The sequence below is a fragment of the Seohaeicola zhoushanensis genome (assembly GCF_014656415.1).
Taxonomy (GTDB): Bacteria; Pseudomonadota; Alphaproteobacteria; order Rhodobacterales; family Rhodobacteraceae; genus Seohaeicola_A; species Seohaeicola_A zhoushanensis.
Map to the genome: position 1 here is coordinate 77,485 of NZ_BNCJ01000008.1, position 14,067 is coordinate 91,551.

General features: G+C 66.6%; 10 protein-coding genes. 5 read left to right on the forward strand and 5 right to left on the reverse strand.

Annotated elements, in window-relative coordinates; all coding sequences use genetic code 11:
• Positions 1–117: 117 nt before the first annotated feature.
• Positions 118–2,526 carry a GcvT family protein gene (locus IE266_RS14600; protein WP_189680835.1) on the reverse strand — a complete coding sequence of 803 codons (2,409 nt, stop codon included), beginning with the start codon at positions 2,524–2,526 and terminating at the stop codon, positions 118–120.
• Between the two features lie 276 nt (positions 2,527–2,802).
• On the opposite strand from IE266_RS14600, the gene IE266_RS14605 reads away from it, so the two are divergent.
• From IE266_RS14605 to IE266_RS14615, 3 genes are all read left to right on the forward strand, one after another.
• Positions 2,803–3,363, forward strand: a complete 561-nt coding sequence (locus tag IE266_RS14605) for an NADPH-dependent FMN reductase (RefSeq protein ID WP_189680836.1) — start codon at positions 2,803–2,805, stop codon at positions 3,361–3,363.
• 60 nt (positions 3,364–3,423) lie between these two features.
• Complete coding sequence (locus IE266_RS14610) at positions 3,424–4,686, forward strand: DUF2254 domain-containing protein (protein ID WP_189680837.1); 1,263 nt, start codon at positions 3,424–3,426, stop codon at positions 4,684–4,686.
• Between the two features lie 103 nt (positions 4,687–4,789).
• Complete coding sequence (locus IE266_RS14615) at positions 4,790–7,210, forward strand: GcvT family protein (RefSeq protein ID WP_189680838.1); 2,421 nt, start codon at positions 4,790–4,792, stop codon at positions 7,208–7,210.
• A gap of 6 nt (positions 7,211–7,216) precedes the next feature.
• On the opposite strand, the gene IE266_RS14620 is transcribed toward IE266_RS14615, so the two are convergent.
• The 4 genes from IE266_RS14620 to IE266_RS14635 form a co-directional block, all read right to left on the reverse strand.
• Positions 7,217–8,053 carry a LysR family transcriptional regulator gene (locus IE266_RS14620; protein WP_189680839.1) on the reverse strand — a complete coding sequence of 279 codons (837 nt, stop codon included), beginning with the start codon at positions 8,051–8,053 and terminating at the stop codon, positions 7,217–7,219.
• A gap of 237 nt (positions 8,054–8,290) precedes the next feature.
• Positions 8,291–9,595 (reverse strand): HlyC/CorC family transporter, encoded by a 1,305-nt coding sequence (locus tag IE266_RS14625; protein WP_189680840.1) that lies wholly within the window; start codon positions 9,593–9,595, stop codon positions 8,291–8,293.
• Between the two features lie 99 nt (positions 9,596–9,694).
• Positions 9,695–10,633 (reverse strand): tyrosine recombinase, encoded by a 939-nt coding sequence (locus IE266_RS14630; RefSeq protein ID WP_189680841.1) that lies wholly within the window; start codon positions 10,631–10,633, stop codon positions 9,695–9,697.
• Complete coding sequence (locus IE266_RS14635) at positions 10,630–12,153, reverse strand: hypothetical protein (RefSeq protein WP_189680842.1); 1,524 nt, start codon at positions 12,151–12,153, stop codon at positions 10,630–10,632. The genes IE266_RS14630 and IE266_RS14635 overlap by 4 nt, the downstream gene beginning before the upstream one ends.
• Positions 12,154–12,370: 217 nt before the next feature.
• On the opposite strand from IE266_RS14635, the gene IE266_RS14640 reads away from it, so the two are divergent.
• Entirely contained in the window at positions 12,371–12,961 is a 591-nt protein-coding gene (locus IE266_RS14640; RefSeq protein ID WP_189680843.1) for a shikimate kinase, read from the forward strand.
• Positions 12,958–14,061 carry a 3-dehydroquinate synthase gene (gene aroB, locus IE266_RS14645; protein WP_189680844.1) on the forward strand — a complete coding sequence of 368 codons (1,104 nt, stop codon included), beginning with the start codon at positions 12,958–12,960 and terminating at the stop codon, positions 14,059–14,061. Before IE266_RS14640 ends, aroB begins: the two co-directional genes overlap by 4 nt.
• Positions 14,062–14,067: the final 6 nt, after the last annotated feature.

A 14,067-nucleotide genomic window follows, 5' to 3' on the forward strand; every position in this document is an offset into this window, starting at 1 on the left:
GACAAGGCGCACGTTTTCCGTCGCGGAAAACGTCCGAATTCCTGCGAGGAATTCGTATCGAGCGGTGGCGCGTTTTCCTCGCAGGAAAACGCCCCGAAATCCTCGAAGGATTTCGCCTCAGCCCCGCATCCGCGCGCCGTCGGCGTCGAAGAGATGCTCGGTCACAAGTCGCGCCTTGCGCATCTGCCCCAGGATCTCGATCTCGACCGCCAGCCCGTCCTGTACCCGGTCGGCGGGCACGAAGCCCTGCGCCACCGACTGCCCGGTGTGGTGCGAATAGCCGCCCGAGGTGCAGAATCCCTGCACCTTGCCGTCAAGCCAGATCGGCTCGTAGCCCTGCACGTCGGCGTCCTCGGCCTCGACGATGAAGGCCGCCAGCCGCCGTGCCGGACCCTTGGCGCGCTCCGCCTCGGCGGCGGCGCGGCCGATGAAATCGGCGTTTTTCTTCCAGGCGATGAAGCGGTCGAGCCCGGTCTCGGCGGGGGTGTAGTCGGGAGAGAATTCCGACAGCCACGAACCGAAGAACTTGTCGAGCCGCAGCGACATCATCGCCCGCATCCCGAAGGGCACCATTCCGTGGGCCTGTCCGGCCTCCCAGAGCGCCGACCAGAGCGCGCGCTGGTCCATGGGGTCGCAGTAGATCTCGTAGCCGAGATCGGCGGTGTAGCTCACCCGCTGCACGATGCAATTGACCATGCCGACGACCAGGCGCCGCACTTCGAGGAAGCGCATATCGGAGATATCGCTCCGGGTGCAGGCGGCCAGTACCTCGCGCGCCTTCGGTCCGGCGATCTGGAAGCCGGTGCGCTTGTCGCTGATATTCTCGACGCTTACGCCGCCTTCCTCATGCTGCTCGAACCAGCGGTAGTGATAAGCTTGGCTGCCGTAGGAGGCGGTCAGCTGGAACTCGGTCTCGCTGAGGCAGGAGATGGTGAAATCCCCGATCAGCCGCCCTTTGGCCGAGAGCATCGGGGTCAAAGAGACGCGGCCCGGCGCAGGCACGCGGCCCGCCATGATCCGGTCGAGCCAATCGCGCGCCTTCGGGCCCGTCACCCTGTATTTGCCGAAGTTGTGCACCTCGTTGATGCCCACGCCTTCGCGCACGCCCTTCACCTCTCGCGCCGTGGCGCCGAAGGCGTCGGAGCGGCGAAAGGAGGGCGTTTCATATGTCGGTTCAGTGGCTTGCGCGAAGTAATTCACGACCTCAAGCCCGAACTGCTGACCCCAGACCGCGCCCATCTTGGTGAAAATGTCATACATCGGCGAGGTGCGCAGCGGGCGTGCCGCTGGCAGTTCCTCGTTCGGATAGGACACCGAGAAGCGCTTCTGGTAGTTCTCGATCACCTTCGGCCGCGTGTAGCCGGGCGAGATCCAGTTGCCAAAGCGCGCGACGTCCATCGCCATCGTGTCGCGCTCGCATTCGCCCTCGATCATCCACTGCGCCAACATCAGCCCGACACCGCCACCCTGGCTGAACCCGGCCATCACACCACAGGCCGACCAGTAGTTGCGCAGACCCGGAACCGGGCCGACCAGCGGGTTGCCGTCGGGCGCAAAGGTGAAGGGGCCGTGGATCACGGTCTTGACCCCGGCGCGCTCCAGAACGGGGAAGCGTTTGTAAGCGAATTCAATGCTTTCCGTGATCTTATCAAAGTTGTCTGGCAGCAGCTCATGACCAAAGTTCCACGGCGTGCCATCTACTGCCCAGGGCTTGCAGCGCTGTTCGTAGAAGCCGATGCAAAGTCCGCGCCCCTCTTGCCGCAGATAGCTTTCGCCGGCCGGGTCCATCACATGCGGATGCTCGCGGCCTGCCTCGTAAATCTCGGGGATGTCGTCGGTGACGATATACTGGTGCTCCATCGGGTGCAGCGGGAAGTAGACGCCGGCCATGGCACCGACCTCGCGCGCCCAGAGGCCGCCCGCATTCACAACATGCTCGGCGTGGATGGTGCCCTTGTCCGTCACCACGTCCCAGGTTCCATCGGCGCGCTGGTTGGTCTCTCGCACCATGCAATGCGTCTCGATGGTCGCGCCGCCCATCCGCGCGGCCTTGGCATAGGCGTGGGTCGTGCCCGAAGGGTCGAGGTGGCCGTCCAGCGGGTCGTAGAGCGCCCCGATGATGCCGTCGAGATTGGTGATCGGCGCGATCTTCGCAATCTCCTCGGGGCCGACGATCTCTGTCTCCAGCCCCATGAAGCGGTGCTTGGCACGTTCCGCCAGCAGCATGTCGAAGCGGTCCTGGTTGTCCGCCAGCGTAATCCCGCCAACGTGGTGCAGCCCGCAGGACATACCGGTGATCGCCTCAAGCTCCTTGTAGAGCCGGATGGTATAGCCCTGCAGGGCCGCCATGTTGGTATCGCCGTTCAGGGTGTGGAACCCGCCCGCGGCGTGCCAGGTCGAACCGGAGGTCAGCTCCGAGCGTTCGACAAGCATGACGTCGGACCAGCCGAGCTTGGTCAGGTGATAGAGGACGGAACAGCCGACGACGCCTCCGCCGATCACGACGACACGTGTAGTGGTTTTCATGGGGCCTCCGGAGTTCGATCTGGCCGCAGCCTCGCTGGCGCGCGGTGGGCAGGCAAGCCGGTTTCCGACAGAAGATGTCGCTTCTGCCGGGAAGTTTTGTGGCCACCCCAGTGGGAACCAAAGCAGGGTGTCGGGATTTGGTCCCGAGACGGTATCCTTTTTGTGCCGCCTTGCTGTCGCCGGCGCCGACTCTATGTTGCGCGGCAGTATCGAACGGATACCGCCACGCCCCGGCCATTCTGCATCAGCCGGGGGCAAGAGAAAGGAACTTCTGGCATGTTGAAACTGAAGATCATCATCGGCTCTACCCGGCCCGGCCGGATCGGTCCCACCGTTGCCACCTGGGCCGCCGAAGCGGCCAAGGCTCATGGCGGGTTCGAGGTCGAGACGGTGGATCTGGCAGAAATCGACCTGCCGCTGCTGGATGAACCCAACCATCCGGCGCGCAAGGAATACACCAAGGACCACACCAAACGGTGGAGCGCCATCGTGGCCGACGCCGATGCCTTCGTCTTCGTGACGCCGGAATATGACTATTTCCCGCCGGCGTCTCTTATCAACGCGATCCAGTGCCTGTCGCAGGAATGGAAATACAAGCCGGCCGGGATGGTCAGCTATGGCGGCATCTCGGGCGGCCTGCGCTCGGCCCAGGAATTGCGCCAGCTGCTTGGAAACCTCTCGATGGTCGCCCTGCCGGGCGTGGTTCCGGTGCCCTTCTTCAGCAAGTTCATCGAAGATGGCAAATTCACCCCGAACAAGGAAATGGCCGACGGTGCCAGCGGCATGTTCGGCGAACTGGCCAAGTGGGCCAACGCGCTGAAGCCGATGCGCGGCTGAGGCATCTCCCCCCGCGCGTCCGGATCTGGGCGCGCGGGGGACCGGTCGGGGGAGACTGCCATGGGATACTTCGGCGAGATTTCGGCGGCATTCGCCGTGATGGCCCGCAAGCTGCGCGAGATCGGGCGCAAGCTCTGGGTGCGGGTGATCGGCATCGCGGCTCTGAGCCTGGTGGCGGCAATCGGGGCCAAGCTGTTCGCCCATCTCATCCCCCAAGGCTTCAGCGAGGCGATCGGTGCCGACTCGCTGGTGGGGCTCCTCACGATCATCGCCAATGCGATGCTGGCGGTCACGACCTTCTCGCTCAGCGTGATCGTGACCATCCACCGCTCGGTCGCCGACCAATGGACCCCGCGCGCCCATCGCGTGCTGCTGCGGGATTCACCGACGCAGACGGTGCTCGCCACCTTCATCGGCGCCTATATCTATGCGCTGGCCTCGTTGATCCTGCTCTCGACGCCCTATTTCGGCGAGGCCGGTGTGGTGGTGCTCTTCGGCATGACGCTGGTGGTGATCGTGCTGATCGTGGCGATGATGCTGCGTTGGATCCTGCACCTGCAGACCTGGGGCAGCCTGATCCAGACGCTCGACGCCATCGAGGCCGAGGCGATCACCGCTCTGGAGGATCGCGCGCAGAGGCCCTGTCACGGGGCGCACCCTCTGACGGCCGAGACGGTGATTCCCGACGGGGCGCGCGATCTGCGTGCACTCTCGACCGGTTTTATCCAGGCGATCTACGAACCGCAGATCAATGCCGACGCGGCGAAGGCGGGGGCGCAGGTCTACCTCATCGCGCCGGCGGGCCGCTTCGTGCACAAGGGTGACGTGATCGGGCATGTCGCGGGCGGAACCGACAAGCTGATCGACGAGATCGGCTCATGCATCTCCATCGGCAAGGTCAGGACCAGCGACCAGGATCCGCGCTTCTGCATCATCATGCTGAGCGAAATCGGCTCGAAGGCGCTCTCCCCCGGCATCAATGATCCGGGCACGGCAATCGACGTGCTGGGCACCTTGGCGCGGGTGCTGGGCCATTTCCACCCCGAGGATGTCGGCGATCCGCCGGAATACGAGAATCTCTGGCTGCCGCCGCTCGATGCAGCCGACCTGGTGCAGGATGCCTTCGCCGCCATCGCGCGCGATGGCGCTGGCCTCGTCGAGGTGCAGATTGCCCTGCAGAAGCGCCTGGCCGGCCTGATCCGCCATGGGCCGCAACCCGTGGCCAAGGCCGCGCGGCACGAGGCTGCCGTGGCGCTGGAACGGGCCAAGTCTGCGCTGACGCTTGAGGCCGACCGCGACCGGCTGGCCGCCGCCGTCGCCTGAGCGGCGATGCCGCTGGCGTGCCGCCCGATGTCGGCTTTCGCCATGAACCACCGCCCGCGGGCTGCGCATCCTTGGTGTGAAACCGTTAAGGGGGAGCATTGCCTTGAAGACCCATGCCCAGGCTGTCGTGATCGGGGGCGGCGTGATCGGCTGCTCGATCCTCTACCATCTCGCCAAGCTCGGCTGGAAGGACGTGGTTCTGCTGGAGCGCTCCGAGCTGACGTCAGGCTCGACATGGCACGCGGCGGCGAACATCCACGGGCTGCATGACTCGACGAATATCAGCCGGATCCAGCACTATACGATGGGGCTCTACAAGGAGCTGGAGAAGGAGACGGGGCAGGGCTGCGGCGTGTTCCAGCCCGGTTCGCTCTACCTTGCCCAGACCGAGGCGCGTGAACACCAGCTGCGGCTGCAGGCGGCCAAGGCGAAGCTCTACAAGATGAACTTCCACGAGGTCTCACGCGACGAGGCAGAGCGGCTGCACCCGCTGGTCGATTTCACCGACATCCGCTGCATCATGTGGGAGCCCGACGGTGGCAACGTCGACCCATCGGGCGTGACCAACGCCTATGCAGCAGGAGCGCGGGCGATGGGGGCCGAGATCTACCGCTTCACTCCGGTGACCGGGACCGAGCCGCAGGCCGACGGCTCGTGGATCGTGCGCACGGAAAGGGGCGATATCCATACGCAGTGGGTGGTCAACGCCGCCGGTCTCTGGGGCCGCGAAGTCGCCGCCATGGCAGGCATCCAGCTGCCGCTGCAACCGACTGAACACCAGTATTTCGTGACCGAGACGATCCCCGAGATCGCCGCGATGGACCGTCGCCTCCCCTCGGTCGCCGACCGAGACGGCGAATATTACCTGCGCCAGGAAGGCAAGGGCCTGCTGGTCGGCGCATACGAGCGCGACATGCGCTTCTGGGCCGAGGACGGGACGCCGGCGGGTTTCGGTCACGAGCTCTTCGCCGACGACCTGGAGCGGATCGAGCCCAACATGATGCGTGCCATCGACCGTGTGCCGGTGGTCGGGCAGGCGGGGATCAAGCGGGTGATTAACGGCCCGATGATCTGGTCGCCCGATTCCAACGTGCTCTTCGGCCCCGTGCCGGAACTGCGCAACTACTTCTGCTGCAACGGCATCATCCCCGGTTTTTCCCAGTCGGGCGGCATGGGGCTGCTCGCCGCGCAATGGATGGTCGAGGGCGAGACGGTCTACGACATGTTCCCCTGGGACATGGCACGCTTCGGCGCCTGGGCCGACAAGGCCTTTACGAAGGCGAAAGTGCAGGAGGTCTATACCCACCGCTTCGCCATCCATTTTCCGAACGAGGAACGCCCCGCCGGCCGTCCGGTTCGGGTCCGCCCGATCTACGAGCGGCAAAAGGCGATGGGCGCGGTCTTCGGGCTGAACTTCGGCTGGGAGCATCCGGTCTGGTTCGCTGACCAGCCGGGCACGGTCGAGACCAACGGCTTCACCCGCCAGAACTGGTGGGAGCCGGTGGGTCGTGAATGCCGGATGCTGCGCGAACACGCCGGGATCATCGACATCTCGAACTTTGCCAAATACCGCTGCGCCGGGCCTGGGGCCGAGGACTGGCTGAACGCGCTCTTCGCCAACCGGATGCCCAGGGCTGTCGGTCGTTCCTGCCTCACTCCGCTGATCGGCAAACGCGGCGGCATTGCCGGCGATTTCACCGTGACGCGGCTGGGGCCGGAGGAATTCTGGATCATCGGTTCGGGCATGGCCGAACGCTATCACCAACGCTTCTTCCGCGCGGTGCCGCTGCCGGAAGGGACGAGTTTCAAGAGCCTCACCGAAGCGGTCTGCGGCTTCAACGTCGCCGGTCCAAAGTCGCGCGAGATGCTGCAGCGGCTGACCAATGCCTCGCTCGAAACCGCCGACTTTCCCTTCATGACCTCACGCCGGATCGAGCTGGCGGGCGTCGATTGCGTGGCGCTGCGTGTCTCCTTCACAGGCGATCTCGGATGGGAGCTGCATTGCGCGGCGGGCGACCAGTTGCGGCTCTACGAAGCACTTCTGGAGGCGGGGCGCGCCTTTGGCGCCGGCCCGGTCGGCTCGCGCGCGCTGATGAGCCTGCGGATCGAAAAGGGCTATGGCTCGTGGAGCCGGGAGTATTCGCCCGAATACTGGCCGCAGGAGGTGGCGCTCGACCGGCTTGTGAAGCTCGACAAGACGTTCCTGAACAAGGCGGCGGTCGAGGAGGTCATGGCGCGCGAGGCGCGCGAGCGGCTGGTGGTTCTGGCGCTGGACGAGAGCGACACGGCGGCCTCCAGTGCCGATGCAACCGGGGGCGAGCCGATCTTCAAGGACGGTGTCGGTGTCGGTCGGGTGACCTCGGGGGCCTTTGGCTATTCGGTCGGCATGTCGCTGGCGCTGGGATACGTGAAGGGCGCTGTGCCGGGCGACCGGGTCGAGGTGATGGTTCTGGGTCGGCCGCACGGGGCGGTCATCCTGGCAGAGCCGCCCTTCGATCCGGCGGGAGAGCGGCTGCGGGCGTGATGCCCGTCACACCGCCGTCCGGTGTTCATGAGTTCGCGCCGCGCGAAAAATCTCGCGTTCGATCAGCCGGACATGCGCCACGCGAGGGCTGTCCGGATCACTGACGCACCAGAGCGCCAGCGTGCCCCGTGGCAGGGCGATGAGGGCACAGGGGACGACACCCGGCAGGGTGCGCCCGACTGTATCGGGCAGGACGGCGACACCGAGGCCAAGGCGCACGGCCTCGCTCAGTGTATCGGTGTCACCAACCTGGGTCATGTTGTCGCCATTGCCATGCGGGTCGAGCGAGATCAGGTGCGGACGGGCGTGGGCGAAGGCCTCGTGGTCGGACGCGCCACCCGAGGCAAGTGCGCTTTCCATCCGGGCAATGGCCGCCGGGGTGCCGTAGAGCGACGCCCCCAGCGTCGATATGCGGCGGGCCGATGGGCCGGGCGGCATGACCGGCGCGGCGATCAGGGCGAGGTCGGCGGCATTGCCTTCGGACAGGAGATCGAATTGCAGGCCGGGATGGCGAGGCCGCAACGCGGCGAGTGCCGGCAGTACGCTGGTCGCCACGGTCCAGCGCGGCGCCGAGATCGATACGCGGCCGCGCAGCCCTGCCATTTCCGGCCGCGTCAGGGCCAAGGTTCCACCCATGATCCCCGCCATTTGCCGAGCTTGGCCGGCCACCGTTTCCCCCAGCGGCGTGAGCCGCCAGGCAGTTTGGCCGCGGTCGACCAGCAACGCACCCAGCCGCGCCTCGAGCCGGGTCAGGCGCCGCGCGACCGTCTGGTGCGAGAGCCCCAGCCTGAGCCCCGCCCGAGCCGTGGACCCGGCAAGGGCCAGCGCCAAAAGCACCTGCATGTCATTCCAGTCGGGGTGACAATTCCTGTCCATGAGCGGACAGATATCACCTGTCCCTGTCCAAAAGGTTACCGGCCCTGTCCGGTGGTGGACAGGTCAGGCGCACCCTGTCCACGGGCAGACAGGGCGTTGGCCGCAAGCTTCGGCGCGCATCGCGGACCATTGATAGAGGCTGAGTGAACACCGGTGCCGGTTCGCTGTAGCGCCGTTCCGCTCCATCAAGGAGCAGTTGGTGTCTCAGAGCGGCCGGATACGCAGCCGCGTGACCCGGTTGCCCTCGCGCGCCAGAACCTCGAAGCGGAAGCCATGGAACGAGAAGACCTGGCCAACCGTCGGGATCATCTGCGCCTCGTGGATCACCAGGCCGGCGACGGTATTGGCCTCCTCGTCGGGCAGGGCCCAGTCGGTGGCGCGGTTGAGGTCGCGGATGGTCATCGCGCCATTGACGATGAAATGCCCGTCCTCGGTGCGCTTCAGCGGGTGTTCGGCGTGCGGGTCGAATTCGTCGGTGATCTCGCCGACGATCTCCTCGAGGATGTCCTCCAGCGTGATCAGCCCCTGGAGCGAGCCGTATTCGTCGACCACCAGCGCGAAATGCGTGCGCATCCGCAGGAACTGGCGCATCTGCTCGTCCAGCGTGGTGGTCTCGGGGATGAAATACGGCGCCATCGCCACATCGGTGATCTTGAACCGCTGCAGTGCCTTGGAATTGGCCTCGGTATCGCTGATGAGCTTGTACATCGCCCGCAGCAGGTCCTTGGCATGGACCACGCCGACGATGTTCTCGGGCTCGTCCTTGAAGACGGGCAGACGGGTATGCGGGCTGTCCAGGCACTGGCGCAGGATGTCGTTGGGCGCCTTGGCGGCGTCGATCATCTCGATGCGCGAGCGGTGGAGCATGATCTCCTCGACCGTCCGGTCGCCGAGGTCGAGCGCACCCAGAATGCGGTCGCGGTCCTCCTTCTCGACCACGCCCTCGGAGTGGCCGAGCTGCAGCGCGCCGGCGATCTCCTCGCGCACGGCTAGGATATGACTGTCGGGGTCGACCTGAACGCCGAAGATCCGCAGGATGCCGCGTACCAACAGGCGGACGGCGGTGACAACCGGGGTCAGCACTGTAACCAACAACATGATCGGCAGCGCCACGAAGGAGGCTGCCCGCTCGGGGTTGCTGATGGCATAGGTCTTGGGCATCACTTCGGAGAAGATCAGCACCAGCAGGGTCATCACCAACGTGGCGATCGCCACGCCGCTGTCGCCGAACATCTGGGTCAGCAGCGAGGTGGCCAGCGAGGCGGCCAGGATGTTCACCACGTTGTTGCCCAGCAGGACCGAACCGATCAGGCTCTCGCTGTCCTCGGTCACCTTCAGCGCATTGGCGGCGCCTTTCGAGCCCTTGTCGGCCTGCGACTTGAGCTTGGCGCGCGAGGAAGCGGTCAGCGCCGTCTCCGAGCCCGAGAAAAAGGCCGACATGACCAGCAACAGCAGGATCGCGCCTCCGGTGAACCAGAAGGTGAAGTCCAAAGTGCCGGCGGTGTCCATGATATTGCCTATGATTATGGTCAGGAAGTTATGGGGGGCCGCGAGGCCGCGATCAAGGGGGCGGGATGCGGCAATCGGCCCCCCGGGCCGGGCTGTCGGCTACTTGCGTGCCAGCGGGTGGCGCGTCAGCACCAGTTCGCTCAGGTGCTCGTCCAGCACATGGGTGTAGATCTCGGTCGTCGCCACATCGGCATGGCCCAGCATGGTCTGGATCGACCGCAGGTCGGCGCCATTGGCCAGCAGGTGCGTGGCGAAAGCATGGCGCAGCGTATGCGGCGTCACCTTGGCGGGTGAGACGCCACCAGCGACGGCAAGCTCCTTGATGAGCAGGTAGAAACGGTTCCGGGTCAGGTGGCCCGAGGTCCCATGCGAGGGAAAGAGATGGCGCGACGGCGCCGCGCCCTTGCGCTGCCGTTCCTCCTGGTCGGCGTCGCGCGCCTTCAGCCAGTCGGCCAGCGCCTCGCGCGCGGGAGGCGACAGCGGCACCATCCGCTCCTTGCCACCCTTGCCGAGCACCAAGAGCATCTTCGGATTGCCGCGCGCGGCGGCGACCGGCAGACCGACCAACTCGCTGACCCGCATACCGGTGGCGTAGAGCAGTTCCATAAGGCAGATGTTGCGCAGCCGGTCCTCGGGGGTGCGGCCGCTCTCGCGGGCGGCGGCCAGCAGGCGGGTGACCTCGGGCACGTCCAGGGTCTTGGGCAGCCGCTCGTCACGGCCGGGGCCGCGGATCTGGATCGCCGGGTTCTCGGCGCGCCAGCCTTCCTCGAAGGCAAAGCGGTAGAGTTGCCGGATCGCCGAGAGCCGTCGCGCGCGGGTGGCGCGGGACAGGCCCTGGGCATCGCAGAAGATCAGGTAGTCTTCGATATCCGAACGGCTCGCAGCGGCGAAGGACAGCGGCTTGCGGTCGAGCCATTCGGCAAAGTCTTTCAGGTCGCGCCCATAAGCGGCCTGGGTGTTGCGCGCGGCGCCGAGTTCGGCTGCCTGGGCTTCGAGAAAGGTCGAGATCCAGCGATGTGGATGATCGGGCGCGCTCATGCGCCGCTCCGCTTCAGCAGCATGAGCTGCAGGCAGGCCCGTCGGGTCAGGTCTTCAAGGCCCACCAGCCGCATCGCGGCGATGGCGCCGGACAGGTCGACGGGGTTGCCGCGTGCCCCGCGGTCGAAATAGTCCATCGCCCGCAGGATCGCTTCCCCCAACCGCCCCGCCTCGAGCGCCTCGCGCACCCGCTCCGGCAGCGCTGCGTCCGGGGCAAATCCGTTGGCGATTGCCTGCGCGCGCTGGGTCGGTGCGGGCGCCTCGCCGGGGCGTCCCTGCGCCAGCGCGGCGAGGAACAGCGAGAGGGCGCTATCATCCGGCGGGGTTTGGGCAGCGGCCTCGTAATCAGCCGAGAGCAACTGGATCCGCCAAGCCACCGCGCGGGCCGCCGGATCTTCCAGCGTCAGCCCGGCCAGTCGTTCGGCAAAGAGCGTTGCGAAGGCGGTTTCGATCTGCGCCTCTTCCATCGCCTGCCAGACCGCTGGAAGGGTTTTTTCGACGCCCGAGATGCTGGTGTGATCGAGCGCCGTCTCGAAGCGCTGCAACGCCTGAACCCGATCCCAGATGCCACCCGAAGCCGCCGGATCGCGCTCGGTGTAGAGGCCAAGTAGCCGGTTCGGCGGCAGGGCACCCGTGCGCGTCAGCCGTTCGGCCGCCTCCAGTTGCGCCTTCCAACCGGCTAGGTCGCGCAGGTCGGCAGCCGCAAAGGCGACGGGCAGCGTGGTTGTTGGCAGCGGCTCGCCGATGGTCTCGAACAGGCGGAAAGTCAGCGGGTCAGGGGCAGCAGGCGCGGGCAGGGCGGGGGCGCCTTCGAAGACCTCGGGGCTGAGGAAGCGGTCGAGCAGGTTGAGCTTGGCTTCGGGCAGCAGTTCGAGCGCGTGGGCGGCTTCGAGCAGCAGCGCCCCGGTCTCCCAGTCGCCGGCGCGCACCGCGCAGAAGATCCGGGCACCGTAATCGGGCAGCAGTGTCGGATTGGCCGAGAGTTCCGCGCAGCCCTTGTCCTCTTCGCCGGTCAGCAACGTGGCGTCGAACCAGCGCCGGAAGCGCTGCGGATTGCTGCTTGCCCCAGCGGTTTCAGCCAGCGTCTGCGCCGGCTCTACCGCGCCCATCGCCACCAGCCGGTCGAGGCGGGCCAGCAGCAGCGCCTCGCCACCCGTTTCGGGCGGGCGCGTCTCGGAGAGGAGCAGCGTGTAGAGCAGCGTCTGCATGGCCGGATAGCGCCGCACCGGCACCGAAGCCACCTGCGTCGCCAGTGTCTTGCCGTCACTCTCCTGCCAGAGTTCCTGCGGCAAGCCTGTGACCGAGGCCGGCACCAGGCCAACCGGATCGGCCAGGGCCTGCAGGGGGCGCACGTCGATTTGCGGATGGGTGGCCGAACGCGATACCGGCGGCTCGGTCAGGACCGGGCCGGTGCGGACGGTGGGAGAGTTCTTTCCAAGCCATTCAATCGCCGACAACGGGGTCTGGCCCGCCGCCGGAAGGGGCAGAATCAGTGCGATGGCCAGCCATCTAATCCGCATCAAGCACCACTGGTTTGCGTATCTCCCGTTGCGGGGCGTCGAAGTCGGTCCCGAAAAGGGGTCCGAGATAAGCATAGCCTACAACGCCTAGAAACGCCAAACACACCAGATAGACAACAAACTTGATGAGTTTTCCCACGGCGGCCCCTCGCACTCTGCTCTTGTTTTGCTCAAGTTATATATGGCCTTTTCGACAAGATCACGTCATTCAGGCGAAATGAGCGGAATTGAGCAGACAGCGGTGCGCAAGGCGCCCGTTCCGGGGGCGGGACGGCTGAAGAAGACCGTTGTCATGGTCGGCATGATGGGCGCCGGGAAGACCGCAGTGGGCCGCGCCTTGGCCGCCCGCCTGGGCGTGCCTTTCCTCGACAGCGACTCCGAGATCGAGGCCGCGGCGAACATGACGGTGCCCGAGATCTTCGTGCGCGACGGCGAGCCCTTCTTCCGCCGCAAGGAAAGCCAGGTGATCTCGCGCCTGCTCGACGAGGAACGTGGGATCCTCTCCACCGGCGGCGGCGCCTTCCTGGCCGAGGCGAACCGCAAGATGATCTCGGAGAAGGGCGTTTCGGTCTGGCTCAACGCCGGGCCCGAAGTGCTTTGGAACCGGGTTCGCCACAAGGATTCGCGCCCGCTGCTGCGCACCGCGAACCCCAAGGCGACCCTGCTGGAACTCTACGAGGCGCGGCTGCCCTTCTACCGGCAGGCCGATCTCATGGTGGTCTCCGAGGCGGATGTCTCGGTGGAACAGATGGTCGACCGGGTGCTGGCTGTGCTGGCAACCCGGCCGGATGTGCTGGAGACTTCATGAATACCGTTCACGTCGACCTGGGCGAGCGCAGCTATGACGTGCGCATCGGCCCCGGACTGATCGCCCGCGCCGGGGCCGAGATCGCCCCTCTGTTGCCGCGCAAGCGGGTTGCAGTGCTGACCGACGAAAACGTCGCCGCGCTGCACCTGGACGCGCTGCGCGCCGGCCTCGCGGCCGAAGGCATCACCATGGAGGCGCTGGCGCTGCCGGCGGGCGAGGCGACCAAGAGTTGGGCGCAGCTCCAGCAGGCCACCGAATGGCTGCTCGAACAGAAGGTCGAGCGGCGCGACGTGGTGGTGGCGCTCGGCGGTGGCGTGATCGGCGATCTCGCCGGGTTTGCCGCCTCGATCCTGCGGCGCGGCGTGCGCTTCGTGCAGCTGCCGACCTCGCTGCTGGCGCAGGTCGACAGCTCGGTCGGCGGAAAGACCGGGATCAACGCCACCCAGGGCAAGAACCTCGTCGGCGCCTTTCACCAGCCCTCGCTGGTGCTGGCCGATACCGGCATCCTCGACACACTGCCGCCGCGCGACTTCCGCGCCGGCTATGGCGAGGTTGTGAAATACGGCCTGCTGGGCGATGCCGCCTTCTTCGACTGGCTTGAAGCTCATGGCCCGGCTTTGGCCGCCGGCGAAGCCGAGGCGCGGCTGCACGCCGTGACACGCTCGGTCGAGATGAAGGCCGACATCGTCGCCCGCGACGAGACCGAGCAGGGCGACCGCGCGCTGCTGAATCTCGGGCATACCTTCGCCCATGCGCTCGAGGCGGCAACCGGCTATTCCGACCGGCTGCTGCACGGCGAGGCGGTAGCGATCGGCTGCGCCCTGGCCTTCGACCTCTCGGCGCGCCTGGGCCTCTGCAGCCAGGAATGCCCGGTGCGGGTGCGCGCGCATCTCGCGGCGATGGGCATGTCGCGTGACCTGACCGACATTCCGGGCGACCTGCCGGGGGCCGAGTCGCTGCTTGCGCTGATGGGGCAGGACAAGAAGGTGGTGGACGGACGTCTGCGCTTCATCCTGGCGCGCGACATCGGCGCGGCCTTCGTGACGTCGGACGTTCCGGCGGATGCCGTGCTGCAGGTCCTGGCCGACTCCGCGGCCTGAGCCGCG